We start from the raw sequence: 22,720 nt of genomic DNA, 5'->3' as shown, positions 1-22,720 counted from the left end.
GTTTTTCCTTAATTTTTAGTAAAGGTTACAGTGATTTGTCCAGTCTGCGCTGTTAATTTCGATAAATCAACACTCTGATTATCTACTGTCAAAGTAACACCTTTTACAACACCTAATGTAATGGTTACAGGACTTTTAGTTGCAACTGTTGCTTCTGCGCTTTTATTATCCGGTGATAAGGTTACACCGCCCTCAAGTTCGCTTTCTGAAACACTGACCCAACTTGTAACATCTGAAACTGCCAATTGCAATTTAACTGTTTCCTTACTTGTCTTATAAGCGATTTCTACATGATTTCCTTCGCCTGATACACTTATCGCTGATTCTACACTAGAAGAATTGCTAGATGAACTACTACTTGAGGAGTGGGGAACAGAGCTAGTTGAACTTATTGAACTTGTTGATTGAACCACACTGTAATTAGAAAGAGAAGGCCCCTCTGGTTGAGTTTGAATATAGTTCCAAACATAATAGGTCACAAAAATTAGAATCGATAAGGCAAAAAGGATAAAATAAAATAAAGGTAAAAAGGATGTTTTTTTATTCTTTTTCTTACTTGAACGTCTGCGCCCTGTCAACTCATCTTCATCAACATCTACTTCCTCATAAGTAATCATACTCCCAGAATCATAAGCATCCAAAACAATTTGGTCATCTAACTCAACAGCCCATGCATATTTTCTCAAGAAAGAGCGTGTGTAAAAAGGACTTGGAAGTTGATCGAAATCGTCTGCTTCCATTGCTTCCAACATATCTAACTGGATGTCTGTCTTTTTCTGCAATTCATCTAAACTCAATCCCTGATTGATTCTAGCTAATCGTAAAACCTCACCAATTGTTTTTTTCCTCATACTTGTCATCCCTTCTTTCTAGTGTCTATTATGATAGGTTACTACGATGGGAATATTGTAAAATCAACTATATCCCCTTCGTCTATTAAGTGATGCCCTGCTTCAAGGACATCCTCTAAAGTAATTTCCTGTAAAATCTTTGGCAAATCAAAAATTGTCTCACCATGTTCAAAAGCATCATATTGTGTTGCAATAAATTCAAGAGAGTTCATGCTACTGAAAAATTCTCCAAACATCTCTCTTTTGATAATATCTAAATGATCCTCTGTAATATCTAAATCCTTTGTAAAATTACGAATAGCCTTCCTAAATTGATGAGATAAAGCAACTGGCTCTTTCGTATCCATTGTCAACATAACAAAATGAAAGCGACTTGTTACTTCAATTTCAAGAGATAGGGACGCATCTATTTTACCTGATTCATATAACTTTTGAAAACGATCCGAAGTCCAACCAAACATCATTGCAAATAATAATTTTAATAAAATATGATGTCGATAGCAATCCGCCTCAGCAACTTCTCGATTACCTCTAACTCCAATCGCTAGCTTGGGAGAAGATACTTCCATTCTCATACTGTCTGTTGACTTCACATCTTGTAAAAGCAACTTTTCTTTTGATACTTCCTGAAAATCTGAATCTTTCAGTTCTTTGCTTTCAAAATAGTCCTGTACTCGCTCCACATCAAAATTACCAACTAAAAACAGAGACATATTTACAGGTTTGTAAAATCTTGTAAAATTTTCTTGCAAATTAGTTAGATTGATTTGGGAAATGGACTCCTCACTTCCAACTATATCCGTTGCTAAAGGTGTACCAGGATACAAATTCGCTAAAGTTGAAAAGAATAAGCACGAATCTGGATCATCTTGGTACATTTCTCGTTCTTGCTGGATAATATCCTGCTCTCTTAAAATGGAAGCTTCAGTAAAGTGTGCTGATGTTACCAATTCATCAAGTAAATCTAAATTCTCTAAGAGATAATCCGTCGATGAAAAAAGATAGTTTGTTTTTGTAAAGCTTGTAAAGGCATTGCTATCTGCACCTAGACTCGTAAAAGCTGACATCAAATCGCTAGAATCTTCTCTCTCAAATAATTTATGTTCAAGAAAATGAGCAATTCCTGCAGGATATTGTTTTACACCTACGTCAACTTCTGTGACAGGCGTATCTACCGAACCAAACTGTACAGTTACACTTCCGTAAACTTCTTTAAATTCTTTTTTAGGTAGAAGAGCTACTGTCAATCCGTTTGCCAAACGAGTTCGATAAACCATTTCTTTTACAGCTGGATAGTATTTTTCTTCAAAAACAACCTTTGTCATTCTATTCCTTCCATAAAGTAAATCGCCTGTAGTTTCACATTATTAGCTACTCTACAAATATCATCTTTGTCAACTTGCTCGAGTTTTGCAATCCAACTTTTAAAGTCTGCTGAAGATTTTCCAAGTAAGGCATTTTGATAAGCACGTTCAATCAATGAACCTTGATTATCTTGAGAAAGTAACAGAGAACGACGAATCATTTCCTTGGTCTGCTCTAATTCAAGCTCTGTAAAATATCCTTTTTTTAAATCAATCAGTTGATTATTCATCATTTTACGAGCCTGATTCCGATTTTCTCGATCAATACCAGCATACATCCTCAAAAATCCACTAAACAAATCGAGCTGACTTGAAATAGTATAAGCTAATCCAGCATTTTCACGGACATTTGTAAAGAGCTTAGAATGAGCAAATCCACCCAGTAAACCACTCATTACAATCATGGGTAAATGTTGCTCATCGCCATATTCAGCAGAGCAATAATATCCCAACTCTAAAATAGACTGTCCCACATTTTTCCGAACCATACCTTCCTGAAGAATATTGGAATAAGGTTGACAATACTGGACCTTCACATCTCCTTTTCGAGCTTTAAAGCCAAATGATTCTAATACATTTTGAATTTCAACCTCATTAAAATCACCTAGGAAAAAGAAATCGATTCGATCATTGGCCAAAAATTCTTGGAAACAAGAATAAGAACTTTGTGGAGTTTCAGCTAAAATACGATTTCGTAAATCACTATATTCCAATTGGAGACGTTCATCATGAAAAAATAATTTATCTAATTCTTTATGTGCAAAATAAAAAGAATCATCCATATCAGCTGCTAAACTTGCTAGCAATTGCTTTTTCTCAATTTCAAATAAGGCCGAATCAAACCCATTATCAACTACAACGGGTGAAAAAAGAGTTTCTTTTACTAGTTCCAAAACCTGAGAAGTTAGCACATTTTTCTTACTTAAAAACTCATCACGAACATAAGTAAATGTCAATTCTACAATGTGACTTTGCCCTCTTCTGAAACAATTGGTTGACATATCTGTACCATATAGACTAGCCAAGTGTCTCCTCAAATTTTGAGAAGTAGGGTACAGCTGGTTAGCAGTCTCTAGCATACTCGCACTCAACATGCGACCTGCAATCGTATCAAGAGATAATGGAGCGGTAAAACGCACGGTGATTTTGTTCGTTTTAAACTTCTTTGATTGGATAAAATGTGTTGAAATTCCATGCACTAACTCCATGATTTACCTCCTTACATACAGACTTCTATTATATCACGAAAACCTGAAATTTTCTTGTTCTCTGTAACACTTTTGAAATAAAAATCGCTTACATTACTCCTTGTTTCTCTCACTATTTTTAGGAAAATATGGTATAATACCAAAGATTGAGGTGAATTATGGAATACAAATTATTTGAAGAATTTATTACCCTCCAAGCACTACTCAAAGAACTTGGAATTACACATAGCGGAGGAGCTATCAAATCATTTCTCTCTGAACATTCTGTTTACTTTAATGGGGAACTAGAGAATCGCCGTGGTAAAAAACTTCGTATTGGTGATAAAGTTGACATCCCTGACATGAATATTGACATCTTGTTGACACAACCTACTTCTGAGGAGCAAGATGAATACCAAGCTGATAAAGTTGAAAAAGAACGAATCGCTAAACTTGTTAAGGAGATGAATAAAGGAGTAAAAAAAGACAAATCACAACCCACTCCATCACCCAAAAGCAAACAAGCTCCGCGATTCCCTGGTAGATAATCATGTGGCTACAACACCTATCTCTCAAGACTTTTCGTAATTACAAAGAGACGAAAATAGACTTTAATCCTAAATTGAATGTCTTTTTGGGACGTAATGCACAAGGAAAAACAAACATGTTAGAGGCTATCTATTTTTTAGCCTTAACACGTAGTCATCGAACTCGAACAGATAAAAATCTCATTCATTTTGATGAGGAACAACTTCATCTTTCAGGTCTCGTTCAGAAAAAAACGGGATCTATTCCTCTCGAAATTGAACTAACACAAAAAGGGCGTGTGACAAAAGTTAATCATTTAAAACAGGCACGACTTTCAGATTATGTAGGACACATGAATGTTGTCTTATTTGCTCCTGAAGATTTACAACTAATTAAGGGAGCACCTTCGGTTCGACGAAAATTCATTGATATGGAACTTGGACAAATCAAGCCAATCTATTTATCTGACTTAACCAATTATAACCACATCCTAAAGCAAAGAAATACTTACCTAAAATCAGCTCAAAAAATAGATGAAACCTTCCTTTCAGTCTTAGATGATCAGCTAGTTGATTATGGATGTCGTGTGATGAATCACCGCTTAGATTTCATAAAAAAACTAGAGCATTTTGGTTGTAAGAAACATTTTGAACTTTCTAATCAGATTGAAGAACTGTCAATATCCTATCAATCTTCTGTAAAGATAACTGACAAGGAAGACTTATCAGAATCTTTCAAAATTGCTTTAGAAAAAAGTAGGGCCAGAGATTTATTTAAAAAGAATACTGGTGTTGGGCCTCATCGAGATGATATTTCTTTTTATATAAATGGGATGGATGCTAGTTTTGGAAGTCAAGGTCAACATCGTAGTCTCGTCCTCTCGGTAAAATTAGCAGAAATCGAATTAATGGAAAGCATTACTACAGAATCTCCAATATTACTGCTTGACGATGTTATGAGCGAACTTGACAACACTAGACAACTAAAATTATTAGAAACGATTTCTCATTCAATCCAAACCTTTATCACAACAACAAGCTTAGACCATCTTCAAAATCTGCCAGAAAATCTAAGAATCTTCACTATTCAGGATGGTAAAGTTGCTGTAAATAGAAATTGACAACATTGTAAAAGAACTCCTGTTTTTACTGGAGTTCTTTTCATTGTTTTTTACATAGAATAATTTGGTGCCTCATTCGTAATTTGTACATCATGAGGATGGCTTTCTTTCAAACCAGCACCAGACATTTCAATAAATTGAGCATTATCATGTAGTTCTTTAAGGTTAGCCGCACCACAGTAACCCATACCAGATCGGATACCGCCAATCATTTGGAAGACAATATCAGCTGCCGCTCCTTTATAAGCAACACGACCTTCAATTCCTTCTGGAACAAGTTTGTTTGCTTCATTAACAGAACCTTGGAAGTAACGATCGCTTGAGCCTTTTTTCATAGCAGCAATTGATCCCATACCACGATAAGTCTTGAACTTACGTCCTTGGAAGATTTCAGTTTCACCTGGAGCTTCATCAGTTCCAGCAAACATAGATCCAAGCATAACTGCATTTCCACCTGCAGCAAGGGCTTTTACAATATCTCCAGAATACTTGATTCCACCGTCAGCAATGATCGTTTTTCCATATTCACGCGCAACAGCTGCAGCATCGTAGATAGCTGTTACTTGCGGAACACCAACACCAGCAATCACACGAGTAGTACAGATAGAACCTGGTCCAATCCCAACCTTGACAACATCTACACCTGCTTCGTAAAGGGCACGTGCACCTTCAGCAGTTGCAATATTTCCAGCAATCAAAGTACGATCTGGGAAGTGAGCACGAATCTCAGCAATTTTACGCAAGACACCTGCAGAATGACCATGTGCAGTATCAATAACAATCGCATCCGCTCCTGCTTCAAAAAGAGCCTCTGCACGTTCAAATGTATCTGAAGTAACACCTACTGCACCTGCAACTAGTAGACGACCAAACTCATCTTTAGCAGCATTTGGAAACTCAATAACTTTTTCAATATCTTTGATAGTGATCAAACCAGAAAGACGGCCTTCTTCATCGACCAAAGGAAGCTTTTCAATACGGTGCTCTTGAAGAATACTCTCAGCTGTTGAAAGATCTGTACCCACAGGAGCAGTAACAAGATTTTCACTAGTCATATGATTTGAGATTGGTTGGTTATAGTCTGAAATAAAACGAAGATCTCGGTTTGTCAAAATACCAACCAATTTACGATTTTCAAGTGTTTCAACAACTGGAACACCACTGATGCGGTAACGTCCCATAAGCTCATCTGCTTCAGCAATTGTATGTTCAGGCGTCAAGAAGAACGGATCAATAATAACTCCATTTTCAGAACGTTTTACCTTACGAACCTCGTCTGCTTGTTGAGCAATTGACATGTTTTTATGGATAACTCCGAGACCGCCTGCACGAGCAATAGCAATGGCCATTTGACTCTCTGTAACTGTGTCCATGGCAGCGGTAATAATTGGGATATTTAAAGTCAAATTATCTGCCAATTTAGTTGTTAAATCTGAATCGTTAGGCAACACATGACTTTCAGCTGGAATAAGCAATACATCATCAAAGGTAAAACCTTTTTTCAAAAATTTAGTGTCCCAATTAGACATTCGAAGTTTCCTCTTTTCTTTCTTTTTGAGCTTGACTCTTTTTATATTGTATCTATCATACCATTCTATAAAAATTTGTCAAATGTTACAGGGGTAAATAAAAAACTATCTTTTCTTTAAGATAGAAATGATAGTTTCTTATAAAATAAACTTAGTTAAAGTAATGAAGTCCCATTGCCCCTTTAACCTCAGATAGGGTTTGACCCGCAACTTCACGCGCTCTTTCACTACCTTTTTGAAGCATATTATAAACTTCTCCCATATCCTTAGCAAATTCGATACGGCGCTCACGAATAGGACCAAGTTCACGTTCTAATATTTCAAGTAGATAACGCTTGGTCTTCACATCACCAAGACCACCTCGTTGATAATGTTCTTTCATTTCAGCAATTTCTTGAGCATCTTCTGGGCGACCAAAAACATCTAGATAATGGAAAACCATATTTCCCTCAATCTTACCTGGATCTTCCACCCGAATATGATCTGGATCTGTATACATACTCATTACTTTTTTACGCAAAGTATCCGCATCATCAGCTAAATAAATACCATTATTGAGTGATTTAGACATTTTAGCATTTCCATCTAAACCAGGCAAACGCCCTGCTCTCTCATTTTCTGGATAAATACCTTCCGGCTCTACCAAGACATCACAATTATATGCATTATTAAAAGAACGAACAATTTCACGAGTTTGCTCAATCATTGGTTTCTGATCTGTCCCAACAGGAACATAATTAGCCTTGAAAGCTGTGATGTCAGCTGCTTGAGCGATCGGATAGACCAAGAATCCTGTAGGAATACTTTCCCCAAATCCTTTTTGAGCAATCTCTGTCTTGACAGTTGGATTGCGCTCCAAACGTGCTAATGAAACTAGATTCATATAATACATAGACAACTCAGCCAACTCTGGAATCTGGCTTTGAATAAAGATAGTTGATTTACTTGGATCCAATCCAACTGCAAGGTAATCCAAAGCCACATTTCCGATAGACTCTACAATTGTTTGAGGGTCTTTAGCATGATCTGTCAAGGCTTGTTGGTCAGCCAAGAACACAAACATATCATACTTATCCTCTTCCTGTAATAATACTCGATTTTTGAGACTTCCAACATAATGTCCAATATGCAATTTTCCTGTTGGACGGTCTCCTGTTAAAATAATGGGTTTAGTCATTTTGTTCTCCTTCGATATAGTCCCTTCAATTATAGCATTTTTTTAATGAAATAACCGCAATTTATCAAAATAAATCAACCTTACTATTCACGGATTTGTGTAAAGTATAATGTAAATATAATTTACACAAAATTGACAGATAAAAATTTGAATATTTCCGTATTTTCTAGTAGAATAAATATATTACACATATAGGAGAAAAACATTGCTTACAGTATCTGATGTTTCACTACGTTTTAGTGATCGCAAACTTTTTGATGATGTCAATATCAAATTTACAGAAGGAAATACTTATGGATTAATCGGTGCTAATGGTGCCGGAAAATCAACCTTTTTAAAAATTTTAGCTGGAGATATCGAACCTACTACTGGTCACATCTCTCTTGGTCCAGATGAACGTCTCTCTGTTCTCCGTCAAAATCACTTTGACTATGAAGATGAACGTGCCATTGATGTTGTTATCATGGGAAATGAAAAACTTTATAGCATCATGAAAGAGAAAGATGCCATCTACATGAAGGAAGATTTCTCAGACGAGGACGGGGTTCGTGCTGCCGAACTCGAAGGAGAGTTTGCCGAACTTGGAGGTTGGGAAGCAGAGAGTGAAGCCTCTCAACTCCTTCAAAACCTAAATATCCCAGAAGAATTACACTACCAAAACATGAGCGAATTAGCCAACGGTGAGAAAGTAAAGGTTCTCCTTGCCAAAGCACTTTTTGGTAAACCTGATGTTCTTCTTTTGGACGAGCCTACCAACGGTTTGGATATCCAATCGATTACTTGGTTAGAAGACTTCTTGATTGACTTTGATAACACAGTTATCGTAGTATCCCACGACCGTCACTTCTTAAACAAAGTATGTACTCACATGGCCGACCTTGACTTTGGAAAAATCAAACTCTATGTCGGAAACTACGACTTCTGGAAGGAATCTTCTGAGCTTGCTGCTAAATTGCTAGCAGACCGTAATGCAAAAGCAGAGGAAAAAATTAAGCAATTGCAAGAATTCGTAGCTCGTTTCTCTGCCAATGCTTCTAAATCAAGACAAGCAACCTCACGTAAGAAAATGCTTGATAAGATTGAGCTAGAAGAGATTGTGCCATCTAGTCGTAAGTATCCATTTATCAACTTTAAAGCAGAACGTGAGATTGGTAATGATCTCTTGACAGTAGAAAATCTAACTGTAAAGATTGATGGTGAGACTATTTTAGATAATATCAGCTTTATCTTACGTCCAGGTGATAAGACAGCTCTTATTGGACAAAATGATATCCAAACGACTGCATTGATTCGTGCAATCATGGGGGACATTGACTATGAAGGAACTGTCAAGTGGGGAGTTACAACTAGTCAATCTTACCTTCCAAAAGATAACTCAGCTGATTTCGCAGGGGGAGAGTCAATCCTTGACTGGTTGCGTCAATTCGCAAGTAAAGAAGAAGATGACAATACTTTCCTACGTGGCTTCCTCGGACGTATGCTCTTCTCTGGAGATGAAGTTAACAAACCTGTAAATGTCTTGTCAGGGGGAGAAAAAGTTCGTGTCATGCTTTCAAAACTCATGCTCTTAAAATCAAATGTCCTTGTACTTGATGATCCAACCAATCACTTGGACTTGGAATCTATCTCAAGCTTGAATGATGGATTGAAAAACTTTAAAGAATCAATCATCTTTGCCAGTCATGACCACGAGTTTATTCAAACTTTGGCTAACCATATCATTGTCTTATCTAAAAATGGTGTCATTGACCGTATCGATGAAACCTATGATGAATTCCTAGAAAATGCAGAAGTACAAGCAAAAGTTAAAGAACTTTGGAAAGACTAAATAAAACTTCAAAACTCAGTTGGGTTAACCAGCTGAGTTTTCTAACATTTTATGAGGTAACATGAAATTATTTTTTAAAACATATTGGATCTATTTTGTTTCTTTCATCATTCCCGTAATCATTATGATAGGAGTATACCTATCTCAAGGTATCTACTGGAATAGCGATACATCTCCACTATTAGGAGATGGGTTTCATCAATACGTTATTTTTGATGTAGCTTTACGAAATATCCTACATGGAAATGATAGTCTGTTTTATACCTTTACAAGTGGCCTCGGATTAAATTTCTATGCCCTATCTAGTTATTACTTGGGAAGTTTCCTTTCACCTCTAGTTTACTTTTTTGATCTAACGAATATGCCAGATGCTGTCTATCTGACAACTCTCTTAAAATTTGGATTGATTGGACTGTCAACTTACTTTAGTTTAAATAAATTATTTCAATCGATTCCTAATCCTTTAAAACTAGCTTTATCTACTTCCTATGATCTGATGAGCTTTACCGTTAGTCAGTTAGAGATAAAAACCTGGCTAGATGTTTTTATCTTGATTCCTTTAATTATAACTGGTTTACACCTACTTATAACTGAAAAGAAATCCTCATTATACTTTACAAGTCTGTCAATCTTATTTGTCCAAAATTATTATTTTGGCTATATGACAGCATTGTTTCTTATTTTCTGGTATCTCTGTCAAATTTCTTGGGACTTTAAAACTCGCAAATCATCTTTTCTTGATTTTGTTGTCACCTCCTTTTTAGCTGGTATGGCTAGTTTGATTCTGACTCTTCCTACTCTATTTGATTTACAGACACATGGGGAAAAATTAACTGAAATTACAAAGTTTCAAACTGAAAGTAGCTGGTATCTTGATCTCTTTGCTAAGCAATTCATCGGTTCCTTTGATACAACCAAGTATGGGGCTATTCCAATGATTTTTGTCGGACTACTCCCCTTTATTTTGACCATTTTATTTTTTACGATGAAATCTATTAAGTTTCACGTGAAACTTATCTATGCAATCTTCTTTGCATTTCTAATTGCCAGCTTTTATATAGAAGCTCTTGATTTATTTTGGCAAGGTATGCATACTCCAAATATGTTTTTACATCGCTATTCTTGGATTTTCTCTACCTTGTTAATTTACACAGCAGCGGAAGTCTTAAATCGTCTGAAAGAAATTAAAATCTGGAATTTTTTAGTTTCGCTTTTTCTTCTAGTAACAGGATTTTTAACTACCATCTATCTAAAATTACATTATTCTTTTTTAACAGATTTGAATATTCTGCTTACTCTTGAATTTTTGGTTGTCTATTCGCTTTTACTCCTTGCAGTTATCAAAAAGTTTATCTCTGTAAATCTATTTGCCATTCTAATCTCTTTATTTATAATGGTTGAAATGAGTTTAAATGCTTCATCTCAAATAGACGGAATTGCTAAAGAATGGGGTTTTGCTTCTCGAAGTTCATATAATCGAGATATCCCAGCTATGGAATCTTTCTCAGCATATATTGGAAATCAATTTACTCGTACTGAAAAACTAGAGACTCAGACAGGAAATGACAGTATGAAATTCAACTACAATGGAATCTCTCAATTTTCATCTGTTCGAAATCGTTCATCAAGCTCTACTTTAGATAAACTTGGGTTTAAATCCTCTGGGACTAATCTCAATCTCCGTTATGGCAATAATAGTATTTTGGCTGATAGTTTATTTGGAATCCAGTACAATATCTCAGAAAACCCTATTGATAAGTATGGTTTTAAAGATATCTATCAAAAAGATAATCTTACCCTATATGAAAATCAGTTTTCTCTTCCGATTGCCTTTGCTAGTCAATCTGTTTACAATGATGTCAAGTTCAATGAACATACCTTGGATAATCAGGCCTCATTTTTAAATCAACTTGCTAACGTCAATTTTGATTATTTTTCTCCAATACCTTATGAAAAAAACGAAAATACTGATGATTTGATTAGTGTTACAAGTTCTTCAAAGGAGGATGCAGCAATCCAGTATCAAATTGAGGTTCCTGAAAACAGTCAAGTTTATCTTTCTTTCACAAACCTTCACTTTTCTAATGACAAACAAAAAAAGGTTGACATCCTTGTCAATGGTAAAAAGAAAACTTTTACAACTGATAATGTCTTCTCCTTCTTTAATCTAGGCTATACAAAAGAGAAAAAGACTTTCAATATCAATGTTAGTTTCCCTGGAAATTCACAAGTATCATTTGAATCTCCTACCTTCTATCGTTTAGATACCAAAACTTTCACCGAGGCAATTCAAAAAATTAAAGAACAACCTGTCACAGTATCAACTTCTAAAAACAAGGTTTTTGCTACATATGATGTCCAACAAGATACATCTATTTTCTTCACCATTCCTTATGACAAAGGTTGGTCTGCCTACCAAGATGGTAAGAAAATAGAAATTAAACAAGCTCAAACTGGATTTATGAAAGTTGATGTTCCCAAGGGGAAAGGAACTATTACACTTTCCTTCATTCCCAATGGGTTTATTACTGGAGCAATCTGTTCCTTTACTTCTCTCTTACTATTTGGAATCTATAATTACAGACGAAAGTTATCTAAGACATAAAAGAGGCTAGGCAAAAACTCAATTTCAGGAAAATGAAGTAAATCTTCCCACAATAAAACGCATAGTATCAAGGTTTTCAACACCTGATATTATGCGTTTTTATGATTTTAAAGACTTTTTGCCCAGCCTCTTTTAATCTTCCTCCATTTTCTTAGGTTGATAGGCTAGCATACCTAAACCAATAAATAGAGCTAGTATCACGGCAAGGAAAACGACTTGATGATAAATATTTCCTGTCATAGAAATTGTTTGTCGTAATCCAGAAACCGAATAACTCATTGGTAACCAAGGATTAATGGCTCTAAAGAAATCATTTGTCAAGGCAATTGGATAAGTACCGGCACTTGATGCTAGCTGTAATAAAAGCAAAATAAGAGAGAAGAAAGCTCCTATACGGCTATTCCATGTTGTTAAAGCAGTCACCATGGACATGAATACTAAACTTGTTAGGATAATGAGAATAAATGTTCTCATTTCATGATTAGCAGTTAAACCAATAATATGAACTCCTCCATATACCAAAATTCCTGCTAAAACAGCTATAATACCATTTATTTCAGCTCGAGATTTCAACCAAGCCCAACGGCTCTCTGGATGACGTCCTGAAGGCAACTTCGCAAAGATCATATTCGTTGATATTGCTGCAACAAAAAGAGCAACTGATATCATATAAGGAGCCATTGCAATTCCATTTACAGGAACTTGATCATTGTCTGTTTTTGAAAGATTGAGTGGATTTGACAAAATCTCTGCATTTTTAGATTCTGTTGATGCTGATTTGAGTTGATCACTAGCATTACTTAGTCCTTTTCCTAAAGAAGCAACTCCTGTCTGTAAATCTTCCAATCCAGAAGTTAACTTTGTTCCACCTTCTGCAAGTTTCCAAGATCCATCTGCCAATTTATTAGCTCCATTCTCTAATTGAGAAGCACCTGAAAGTAACTGACTGGATTTGTCTGCTAATTGACCAGATCCTGATTGTAATTTATCAACTCCTGCCATTAATTCTTGACTCTTTTGATTCAATTGATTGGACCCAGTTGATAATTTTTCAATACCAGATACTAATTCTGGAGTTTTTTCAGCTAATTGACCAACTCCTGCTGTCAAGCTAGAAGATTTTTGTGTCAAGGTATTTGAGCCTGAAACTAGTTGATCCAAACTACCTGTCAAGGTGGAATTTTTTTCACTTAGTTGACTTGCGCCTTGAGAAATTTTATCAACACCTGCAGTATATGCATTTACACCTGTTGCAATCGACTGACTGACAGGAACTAATTTACTCGTCACTACTCCTTGTATTTCTGTTAATCCACTTGACAATCCTGTCAAAGAAGTAAAAGCAAGCGGTAATACTTGATTAGCTTGATTTTTTAAAATCGAAAGATTAGAAGATTGATTTTGTAAGTTTTCTAAACTTCCCTGTAAACCTTGTACTAAAGCTACAATTGACTGAGCCGATTGAATACTATCAGTCGAATTTTGAGATACAGAAGCACTTATTTCAGCTTGTTGCTCACTTGTCAATGATTGATAAGCTGCTGTCGATTGAATATTGGCTAATGTAGTTGCTTTTTCAGACTGAGCACTTACTAACATTTGATTAGAAAGAGATGCTATACTTGATAAAACAGAATCTAATTGTTTTGTATCTTCAACATCAATATTTTGAATAACTTGATTTAACTGATTCAAACCAGAAGATAATTGAACAATTTGATCTTTTTGCTCAGACGAAGCATCTAACTTGCTAGAAAGTTGTTGAATCCCTTCACTTAATTGCTCCACCCCCATTCGAAGTGTAGCTGATTGACTAGATAACTGATTAGCTCCTGTTGCAAGATTTCCCACTCCGTTTGTATAGGCACTAACACCAGATGAAAATTGATTAAGACCAGTATTGAGCCGAGAAACGCCGCCAGTATAGGATTTTACACCAGTATATAACTGATTGATTCCTCCTACTAATTCAGGACTTTTAGAAGATAATTGACCTAATCCCCTATCTAATTGACTCACTGCACCAGTATATGTAACTAAACCACTATTAAAATTCCCTAAGCCAAGATGAAGTTGTTCAACACCAGAGACATAAGAGGATAATCCTTTAGTTAACTGCTCCGTTCCATTTGAAAATGTTAAACTTGAATCTGCTAAAGAGTGTAGGTTAGTAGTTAATGTTTGACTTCCTGCCACTAACTGATTCGCTCCATCAGTTAGTTTCTCACTTCCAGAAGCTGCTTGGCTCATACCATCCTTTAAATCGACCATTTTGTTGAATAAAGCTTTAGTATAAGTCTCGGTTACATTGGTAGAAACATTCTGCTTTAATTGTGTCATTGCAGAATCACTCATCTTGCTGGCAATAAAACTATGACCACTTGAAGTCTGATAATTGATTTGCATTTGCTCTGGGTGATCCGTTAAAATAGAAGCTGCTTTTTCAGACAAGTCACTTGGCAAAGTGACTACCATATAATAATCACCGTTTTCTAGACCCTTCTTACCTTCTTCTTCATCTACAAAATGAAAATCCAATGATTTATTTTGCTCTAAATTAGACACCATGTCTTTTCCTATAGACATGCTATTACCATTATAAGAGGCCTCTTTATCATTATTGACAACTGCCACAGGTAAGTCAGACACTTGACCATATGGATCCCACATTGAGGATAAAAATATGATGTTGTATAAAGCAGGAATAAGAGAAATTCCTATCATGACAATAATAAAAGTTGGTTTTTTAAAAATTGCTTTCCATTCTTTAAACATAGTTTCTCCTTTTTTAAACATATTGTCTAAAATTTTGATATAATAGATTATACAATAAAAAATCTAAATTACAAGATAAAAAATCCATTTTTAGACAGATAGTCTAATTTGTTTACAAGGAGGAAATATGCAAGAAAGTAACAAACGCTTAAAAACAAAGCGAACTATTGAAAATGCTATGGTACAACTACTGATGGAACAACCATTTGATCAAATTTCTACTGTCAAGTTAGCAGAAAAGGCCGGAATTAGTCGTTCCAGCTTCTATACGCACTATAAGGATAAGTATGATATGATCGAGCACTATCAAAGCAAGCTATTTCATACATTTGAATATATTTTTCAAAAACATGCTCATCACAAAAGAGATGCTATTTTAGAAGTATTTGAATATCTAGAATCAGAACCACTTCTAGCTGCCCTTCTTTCTGAAAATGGGACCAAAGAAATCCAAAATTTCTTACGAAATAAACTTCATATCATGCTCAGTACAGATTTACAAAAGCGATTTATGCAACTGAATCTCAATACCACTGAATTAGAATATAGTAGCATCTATCTAACTCATGCACTTTTTGGTGTCTGCCAATCTTGGATTGCACATGGAAAAAAAGAAAGTCCTCAAGAAATAACAGACTTCCTTATGAAAATGCTTGGTGATACAAATTGATACAAAAAAGGGAACAACACTGTGTTCCCTTTTATCTATACTCCGCCAGTAGGACTCGAACCTACGACATCATGATTAACAGTCATGCGCTACTACCAACTGAGCTATGGCGGATAAAATAGTCCGTACGGGATTCGAACCCGTGTTACCGCCGTGAAAAGGCGGTGTCTTAACCCCTTGACCAACGGACCTTCTATCTGTAGCAGATATAACCATTATATCAATTTCTTACTAATTGTCAATCACTTTTGAGATTTTTTCTCTAAAATATCTTTCAATTTTCTAATTTTTAACCTTGAAATAGGACAGCGATGATCTTCATAGAAAACAACTTCTAGATTCTTTCGATCAATTTCTCTAATATTGCCTATATTTACCAAAAATGATTTATGAGGAGAATAAAATCGCTGGGTATGTTTGTCCTTTTCCTGAATATCTGTCATTGTTCCATAGAACTCTTTTGCAAAATTCTTACCAATAATGCGCAATTTATGAGAGACTCCTGTTGTTTCAATATACAAAATATCATGGTAAGGAATTTTTAAATCATTTCCCTTGTAATTATAGTCGAAATAATCTACAACATCTTCATTTTCAAGTAACATACTCTTCGTGTAGAAGATATTTTGCTCAATTCGCTTCTTAAACATCTCATCGTTGATATCCTTATCAACAAAATCTAGGGCTGATACCTGGTATTTATAGGTCAGAGTCGCAAACTCTGATCGACTGGTGATAAAGACGATAATAGCGTAAGGATTGTAATGACGAATGAGCTGAGCAACCTCAAATCCCTTTTTCTCAATTCCATGAATATCGATATCTAGGAAATAAAGCTGATTTACTTCATCATTTTCAATGTATTCTTCAAATTCACGGACTTTTCCTGTTGTCTTGTATGATATTGGAATATTCGATTCTTTCGAAATTTCATCCAATATTCTTTCTAGTCTCACTTGATGTTCAATAACATCTTCTAAAATTAAAACTTTCATTCAAATTCCCTCTTAAATCTAATGATCTGTCTAAATGTACTGCCTTCCATCTCTGTTTCTAAAATGATGTTGTTGTACTTATCTAGTAGTTCTTTCACATTATTTAATCCTACTCCGCGATTTCTTCCCTTAGTAGAGAATCCTAAAGCAAATAGATCTCCTGAAGGAGTCATCGTCATTTTACATGAATTCTGAATCACAATAACTGTTTCAGTTTCCATCTTAATAACTGCTACTTCCATCTGCTTTTTATAGCTATCAGCTGATCCTTCGACAGCATTGTTCAATAAAACGCTCATGATACGAACCAAATCCAATAGTTCAATTGGGAGCTTGGTAATCGTATCTTTTACTTCCAGTGTAAACTCTACACCATTATTTCGAGCATAGACAATGGACTGAGCAACCAAACTTCGTAAAGCTGAATCTTCTATGTTGTTCAAATCAAAGTAAGTGTACTTATCTGAACGCAGTTTATGATTGGCTTTGACCAAAACTTCATTGTAAACTCTGTCAATTTCCTGTAAATTACCACTGTCAATTGCCATCTGCATACTGACAAGCATTCCAGCATAATCATGTCGAAAACCACGGATTTCATTATACAGTCCAACAATTTCATCTGTGTAGTTTTGTAAATGTTTCTGTTCAAATTTCTTCTGCTTCAACGCAATCTCTTTTTCCATTTGTTCTTTATGCGAATTCATTGCAAAGAAGGTCAAAAGGAGAGAAATAAAGACAATAGATGACAAAATACTTCCAAAACTATTCAAATGTTTAATCGTACTTACTATATCTGAAACGAAAGATAAAAGATGTAACAATAGTAAAGCAAAAAATACTTTTTTCAAGAAGGGATAAAGGTAGTCCTTATCAAAATAGTTTAGTTCTAAGTGGAAATAATGAATGATTTTTAAGACAACAAAATAGGTCAACACCGTTACAACGAAAAAGAATGGGTAATAATATTGTAAAACAAAATTGTCTCCTGTTATAGAGGAGAAAGTTACGGATAGAAAGTTATGAGTGCTCTCAAATAAAAGAGATAGTAGTAAACTTAGGAATAGTCCTCTATCCCTCTCATACTGTTTAATCCATCGAAAATAGGAATATAGGCCCAAGGGAAATAAAAATGTTGCAATCCCTAAACCATCTAAATTTAGAAGATAGAAGGGAAAATCAAATACTATTTCTGTTAGTAATATATAAGCAACAAAAACGAATAATTCTTTTCTATTTATTTGACCTTTACAAATTAAACGGTAACTATGACTAATAATTAAAAAATATAATATCAAATCTACTAATAAGAAAAAATCCATTCTGCTACTCCTTTATCTTCTTCTAAAGAAATTAAAGATATTAAAGGACTTTTCATTCATTTTCCTCATCTCCCCACCTTGAATATTTTGCAAGTCTTTTTCCTTCAAGGCTACAAACTGTTCCAATTTAACTGTATTTTTCATAATAAAATCTCCTAAAATGTTTTTTTCTTGTAAGCTAACTTACAAAAACCATTATACAAAATGGAATTTCATTTTAGATAAAATTCTCTCAACTGTCATTTTTTTCTCCCCAAGTGTACTTTTTTAAGAAAAAAGCCGGGAAAATTCCCAGCTTTGCTACTATATTGATCCCAGCAGGATTCGAACCTGCGACCGTTCGCTTAGAAGGCGAATGCTCTATCCAGCTGAGCTATGAGACCTAACACAATTATTCTACCAAAAAATCAATTAAAAGTCAATTTTCTATTTATGATAGGGTGATCCCTGCTGAATCGTAAAAGCGCGATAGATTTGTTCAACAAGAACTAGTCTCATTAACTGATGGGGCAAGGTTAAACGACCAAAACTGACAGAAAGATTGGCTCTCTTTTTTACATCCTGTGCTAATCCCAGACTCCCTCCAATAATAAAGGTAAGAGTAGAAAATCCTTTTATAGAAGCTTCTTCTAACTGCTTACTAAATTCTTCTGAAGAAAGTGTTTTCCCCTCAATGGCTAACACAATAACAAAATCACGGTCACCAACTTTTGATAAAATTCTCTGACCTTCTATTTCTAAAATCTTTTGATTTTCTGACTCACTGGCCTTATCTGGTGTTTTTTCATCTGCTAGCTCAATCATTTCAAGTTTAGCAAATCGAGAAATTCGTTTTGAATACTCTGCAATACCATCTTTTAAATACTTTTCTTTCAGTTTCCCAACTGTTACAACTTTAATTTTCATGACTCTATTCTAACATATTCTCTATTTTTTCACATCTTATTCACAAAATAAAAAATAGATTTCAATTGAGAAAATCACAGTTTTTAAAGAGTTATCCACAGTTTGTGTAAAACTTTTATGTTTAAGTTATAATTAAGCTAGTCAGTTTATACTTTCAGTAATTCAAAAATATGGAGGCAAATATGAAACATTTAAAAACATTTTACAAAAAAGGGTTTCAATTATTAGTCGTTATCGTCATTGGCTTTTTTAGTGGAGCCTTGGGTAGTTTTTCAATAGCTCAACTAACTCAAAAAAGTGGTGTAAGTACCTCTAACAACAATAGTACTATTACACAGACTGCCTATAAGAACGAAAATTCAACAACACAGGCTGTTAATAAAGTAAAAGATGCCGTTGTATCCGTTATTACTTATTCAGCAAATAGACAAAATAGCGTATTTGGCAATGATGAGACTGATACAGATTCTCAGCAAATCTCTAGTGAAGGATCTGGAGTTATTTATAAAAAGAATGATAAAGAAGCTTACATCGTCACCAACAATCACGTTATAAATGGCGCTAGCAAAGTAGATATTCGATTGTCAGATGGAACTAAAGTACCTGGAGAAATCGTCGGAGCTGACACTTTCTCTGATATTGCTGTCGTCAAAATCTCTTCAGAAAAAGTTACAACAGTAGCTGAGTTTGGTGATTCTAGCAAGTTAACCGTAGGAGAAACTGCTATTGCCATTGGTAGCCCGTTAGGTTCTGAATATGCAAATACTGTCACTCAAGGTATCGTATCTAGTCTCAATCGAAATGTATCCTTAAAATCTGAAGATGGACAAGCCATTTCTACAAAAGCCATCCAAACTGATACTGCTATTAACCCAGGTAACTCTGGTGGCCCACTGATCAATATTCAAGGACAGGTTATCGGAATTACCTCAAGTAAAATTGCCACAAATGGAGGAACATCTGTAGAAGGACTTGGTTTCGCAATTCCTGCAAATGATGCTATCAATATTATTGAACAGTTAGAAAAGAACGGAAAAGTAACACGCCCAGCTTTGGGAATCCAGATGGTTAATTTATCTAATATAAGTACAAGCGACATCAGAAGACTGAATATTCCAAGTAATGTTACATCTGGTGTAGTTGTTCGTTCTGTACAAAGTAATATGCCTGCCAATGGTCACCTCGAAAAATACGATGTGATTACAAAAGTAGATGACAAAGAGATTGCTTCATCAACAGACTTACAAAGTGCTCTTTACAATCATTCTATCGGAGACACCATTAAGATAACTTACTATCGTAACGGTAAAGAAGAAACTACATCTATTAAACTTGACAAGAGTTCAGGTGATTTAGAATCTTAATTGACATCTATGTAAAGAAAACTTTACATAAGAGAAAAGATGTGTTAGTGTAGAATCATGGAAAAATTTGAAATGATTTCTATCACAGATATACAAAAAAATCCCTATCAACCCCGAAAAGAATTTGATAGAGAAAAACTACATGAACTAGCACAGTCTATTAAAGAAAATGGGGTCATTCAACCGATTATTGTTCGTCAATCTCCTGTGATTGGTTATGAAATCCTTGCAGGAGAGAGACGCTATCGGGCTTCACTTTTAGCTGGTCTAACGTCTATCCCAGCTGTTGTTAAACAGCTTTCAGATCAAGAGATGATGGTCCAATCCATCATTGAAAATTTACAGAGGGAAAATTTAAATCCAATAGAAGAAGCACGCGCTTATGAATCTCTCGTAGAGAAAGGATTCACCCATGCTGAAATTGCAGATAAAATGGGCAAGTCTCGTCCTTATATCAGCAACTCCATTCGTTTGCTTTCCTTGCCAGAACAGATTCTCTCAGAAGTAGAAAATGGCAAACTATCACAAGCTCATGCGCGTTCTCTAGTTGGGTTGAATAAGGAACAACAAGACTATTTCTTACAACGGATTATAGAAGAAGATATTTCTGTAAGGAAGTTAGAAGCTCTGCTGACAGAGAAAAAACAAAAGAAACAGCAAAAAAATGATCATTTCATACAAAATGAAGAAGAACAGTTAAAAAAACTACTCGGATTAGATGTAGAAATCAAACTGTCTAAAAAAGATAGTGGAAAAATCATTATTGCTTTCTCAAATCAAGAAGAATATAGTAGAATTATCAACAGCCTGAAATAAGGCTGTTCTTTTATTTTTTTATCTCACAAGGTTATCCACTATTTTTTTCGATAAAAAGCTTAATAAATCAATAGTTTCTGACTTTATCCCCAACCTGTGGATAAAACTTGATAACATTGTGGATTATTTTTCACAGCTTGTGGAAAATTCTTACTATCTATGGTAAAATAAGTCTAGCATTAAACTTTTAAATAGTAAAGGAGGAGAACGGATTGAAAGAAAAACAATTTTGGAATCGTATCTTAGAATTTGCGCAAGAAAGACTGACTCGATCCATGTATGATTTCTATGCTATTCAAGCTGAACTCATCAAGGTAGAGGAAAATGTTGCCACTATATTTTTACCACGATCTGAAATGGAAATGGTCTGGGAAAAACAACTAAAAGATATTATTGTAGTTGCTGGATTTGAAATTTATGATGCTGAGATTACTCCTCACTATATTTTCACTAAACCTCAAGATACGGCTATCTCACAAGTTGAAGAAGCTACAAATTCAACTCTTTATGACTATAGTCCAAAGTTAGCATCTATTCCTTATTCGGATACGGGATTAAAAGAAAAGTATACCTTTGATAATTTTATTCAAGGGGATGGAAATGTTTGGGCAGTATCAGCCGCTTTGGCTGTCTCTGAAGATTTGGCCTTGACCTATAATCCTCTTTTTATCTATGGAGGACCTGGGCTTGGTAAGACTCACCTGTTAAACGCTATTGGAAATGAAATTCTAAAAAATATTCCAAATGCGCGTGTTAAATATATTCCTGCCGAAAGCTTTATCAATGACTTTCTTGATCACCTAAGACTTGGGGAAATGGAAAAGTTTAAAAAGACCTATCGTAGTCTTGATCTTTTGTTAATCGATGATATCCAGTCACTCAGCGGAAAAAAAGTCGCAACTCAGGAAGAATTTTTCAATACCTTTAACGCCCTTCATGACAAGCAAAAACAGATTGTCCTAACCAGTGATCGTAGTCCAAAACATCTAGAAGGGCTCGAGGAGAGGCTTGTCACGCGCTTTAGTTGGGGATTGACACAAACTATCACCCCCCCTGACTTTGAAACACGTATTGCCATTTTACAAAGTAAAACGGAACATTTAGGCTACAATTTTCAAAGTGATACTCTAGAATACCTAGCTGGGCAATTTGACTCAAATGTTCGAGATCTTGAGGGAGCTATCAATGACATCACTTTAATTGCCAGAGTAAAAAACATCAAGGATATCACTATTGATATTGCTGCAGAAGCTATTAGAGCTCGCAAACAAGATGTTAGCCAAATGCTCGTCATCCCAATTGACAAAATCCAAAATGAAGTTGGTAACTTTTATGGTGTTAGTATCAAAGAAATGAAAGGAAGCAGACGCCTTCAAAATATTGTTTTAGCCCGTCAAGTAGCCATGTATTTATCTAGAGAACTGACAGATAATAGTCTTCCAAAAATTGGGAAGGAATTTGGAGGAAAAGATCATACAACAGTCATTCATGCCCATGCAAAAATTAAATCTTTGATTGATGAAGACGATAATTTACGTTTAGAAATTGAATCAATCAAAAAGAAAATCAAATAACTTGTGGATAACTTTCGCTTTTTTATCTTTTTTATCCACATTTTTTAAACAAGCTAAAAAACTTGATATGACTTACTTTTAGTCTGTTTTCCACAGATTTCACAGACTC

At 35.0% G+C, this 22,720-nt stretch carries 18 protein-coding genes and 3 tRNA genes; 8 read left to right on the top strand and 13 right to left on the bottom strand.

What is annotated here, in order from left to right:
• Positions 1 to 8: 8 nt before the first annotated feature.
• From rodZ to yfmF, 3 genes are read right to left on the bottom strand one after another with little or no spacing between them, the layout of a single operon-like run.
• Complete coding sequence (gene rodZ / locus WKI23_RS07290) at positions 9 to 851, bottom strand: cytoskeleton protein RodZ (RefSeq protein ID WP_368079447.1); 843 nt, start codon at positions 849 to 851, stop codon at positions 9 to 11.
• 41 nt (positions 852 to 892) lie between these two features.
• Positions 893 to 2,176 carry an EF-P 5-aminopentanol modification-associated protein YfmH gene (gene yfmH / locus WKI23_RS07285; RefSeq protein WP_368079446.1) on the bottom strand — a complete coding sequence of 428 codons (1,284 nt, stop codon included), beginning with the start codon at positions 2,174 to 2,176 and terminating at the stop codon, positions 893 to 895.
• Positions 2,173 to 3,423 carry an EF-P 5-aminopentanol modification-associated protein YfmF gene (gene yfmF / locus WKI23_RS07280; RefSeq protein WP_261026567.1) on the bottom strand — a complete coding sequence of 417 codons (1,251 nt, stop codon included), beginning with the start codon at positions 3,421 to 3,423 and terminating at the stop codon, positions 2,173 to 2,175. Before yfmF ends, yfmH begins: the two co-directional genes overlap by 4 nt.
• A 158-nt stretch (positions 3,424 to 3,581) precedes the next feature.
• Here yfmF and yaaA point away from each other — a divergent pair, with 158 nt between their 5' ends.
• Together yaaA and recF are read left to right on the top strand one after the other, a co-directional pair.
• Entirely contained in the window at positions 3,582 to 3,950 is a 369-nt protein-coding gene (yaaA, locus tag WKI23_RS07275; protein WP_368079445.1) for a S4 domain-containing protein YaaA, read from the top strand.
• Positions 3,951 to 3,952: 2 nt separating this feature from the next.
• Positions 3,953 to 5,050 (top strand): DNA replication/repair protein RecF, encoded by a 1,098-nt coding sequence (recF, locus tag WKI23_RS07270; RefSeq protein WP_368079444.1) that lies wholly within the window; start codon positions 3,953 to 3,955, stop codon positions 5,048 to 5,050.
• A 50-nt stretch (positions 5,051 to 5,100) separates the two neighbouring features.
• Here the strand turns inward: recF and guaB are convergent, their stop codons facing one another.
• Entirely contained in the window at positions 5,101 to 6,579 is a 1,479-nt protein-coding gene (guaB, locus tag WKI23_RS07265; protein ID WP_368079443.1) for an IMP dehydrogenase, read from the bottom strand.
• Positions 6,580 to 6,730: 151 nt separating this feature from the next.
• The gene (gene trpS, locus WKI23_RS07260) at positions 6,731 to 7,756 is read right to left on the bottom strand and encodes a tryptophan--tRNA ligase (protein WP_000165458.1); all 1,026 of its coding nucleotides are present in this window, start codon (positions 7,754 to 7,756) and stop codon (positions 6,731 to 6,733) included.
• A 205-nt stretch (positions 7,757 to 7,961) separates the two neighbouring features.
• Between trpS and WKI23_RS07255 the strand changes: the two genes are divergently transcribed.
• Complete coding sequence (locus tag WKI23_RS07255; protein ID WP_000958772.1) at positions 7,962 to 9,584, top strand: ATP-binding cassette domain-containing protein; 1,623 nt, start codon at positions 7,962 to 7,964, stop codon at positions 9,582 to 9,584.
• Positions 9,585 to 9,645: 61 nt separating this feature from the next.
• Complete coding sequence (locus WKI23_RS07250) at positions 9,646 to 12,189, top strand: YfhO family protein (RefSeq protein WP_368079442.1); 2,544 nt, start codon at positions 9,646 to 9,648, stop codon at positions 12,187 to 12,189.
• A gap of 132 nt (positions 12,190 to 12,321) precedes the next feature.
• On the opposite strand, the gene WKI23_RS07245 is transcribed toward WKI23_RS07250, so the two are convergent.
• Positions 12,322 to 14,964 carry a YhgE/Pip domain-containing protein gene (locus WKI23_RS07245; protein ID WP_368079441.1) on the bottom strand — a complete coding sequence of 881 codons (2,643 nt, stop codon included), beginning with the start codon at positions 14,962 to 14,964 and terminating at the stop codon, positions 12,322 to 12,324.
• 127 nt (positions 14,965 to 15,091) lie between these two features.
• Here WKI23_RS07245 and WKI23_RS07240 point away from each other — a divergent pair, with 127 nt between their 5' ends.
• Positions 15,092 to 15,634, top strand: a complete 543-nt coding sequence (locus tag WKI23_RS07240; RefSeq protein ID WP_368079440.1) for a TetR/AcrR family transcriptional regulator — start codon at positions 15,092 to 15,094, stop codon at positions 15,632 to 15,634.
• 40 nt (positions 15,635 to 15,674) lie between these two features.
• Here the strand turns inward: WKI23_RS07240 and WKI23_RS07235 are convergent.
• From WKI23_RS07235 to rlmH, 7 genes are all read right to left on the bottom strand, one after another.
• Positions 15,675 to 15,748 (bottom strand) — tRNA-Asn (locus WKI23_RS07235).
• Positions 15,749 to 15,753: 5 nt separating this feature from the next.
• A tRNA-Glu gene (locus WKI23_RS07230) sits at positions 15,754 to 15,825 on the bottom strand.
• 51 nt (positions 15,826 to 15,876) lie between these two features.
• The gene (comE, locus tag WKI23_RS07225) at positions 15,877 to 16,629 is read right to left on the bottom strand and encodes a competence system response regulator transcription factor ComE (protein ID WP_000866069.1); all 753 of its coding nucleotides are present in this window, start codon (positions 16,627 to 16,629) and stop codon (positions 15,877 to 15,879) included.
• Positions 16,626 to 17,951 (bottom strand): competence system sensor histidine kinase ComD, encoded by a 1,326-nt coding sequence (gene comD / locus WKI23_RS07220; RefSeq protein WP_368079439.1) that lies wholly within the window; start codon positions 17,949 to 17,951, stop codon positions 16,626 to 16,628. The genes comE and comD overlap by 4 nt, the downstream gene beginning before the upstream one ends.
• A gap of 12 nt (positions 17,952 to 17,963) precedes the next feature.
• Positions 17,964 to 18,095: a competence-stimulating peptide ComC gene (gene comC / locus WKI23_RS07215; RefSeq protein WP_061451077.1), complete on the bottom strand. Its 132-nt coding sequence runs from the start codon at positions 18,093 to 18,095 to the stop codon at positions 17,964 to 17,966.
• Between the two features lie 165 nt (positions 18,096 to 18,260).
• Positions 18,261 to 18,334, bottom strand: a tRNA-Arg gene (locus tag WKI23_RS07210).
• 43 nt (positions 18,335 to 18,377) lie between these two features.
• Complete coding sequence (gene rlmH / locus WKI23_RS07205; RefSeq protein ID WP_000695935.1) at positions 18,378 to 18,857, bottom strand: 23S rRNA (pseudouridine(1915)-N(3))-methyltransferase RlmH; 480 nt, start codon at positions 18,855 to 18,857, stop codon at positions 18,378 to 18,380.
• Between the two features lie 182 nt (positions 18,858 to 19,039).
• Here rlmH and WKI23_RS07200 point away from each other — a divergent pair, with 182 nt between their 5' ends.
• The 3 genes from WKI23_RS07200 to dnaA all read left to right on the top strand — a co-directional run bounded on the left by WKI23_RS07200 (position 19,040) and on the right by dnaA (position 22,611).
• Entirely contained in the window at positions 19,040 to 20,221 is a 1,182-nt protein-coding gene (locus WKI23_RS07200) for a S1C family serine protease (RefSeq protein WP_368079438.1), read from the top strand.
• Positions 20,222 to 20,278: 57 nt separating this feature from the next.
• Positions 20,279 to 21,037: a ParB/RepB/Spo0J family partition protein gene (locus WKI23_RS07195; RefSeq protein WP_368079437.1), complete on the top strand. Its 759-nt coding sequence runs from the start codon at positions 20,279 to 20,281 to the stop codon at positions 21,035 to 21,037.
• A gap of 212 nt (positions 21,038 to 21,249) precedes the next feature.
• Positions 21,250 to 22,611: a chromosomal replication initiator protein DnaA gene (dnaA, locus tag WKI23_RS07190; protein ID WP_050242855.1), complete on the top strand. Its 1,362-nt coding sequence runs from the start codon at positions 21,250 to 21,252 to the stop codon at positions 22,609 to 22,611.
• Positions 22,612 to 22,720: the final 109 nt, after the last annotated feature.

The sequence above is a fragment of the Streptococcus pseudopneumoniae genome (assembly GCF_038148955.1).
Classification (GTDB): Bacteria; Bacillota; Bacilli; order Lactobacillales; family Streptococcaceae; genus Streptococcus; species Streptococcus pseudopneumoniae_T.
This window is presented reverse-complemented; position numbering and strand designations above follow the sequence as displayed.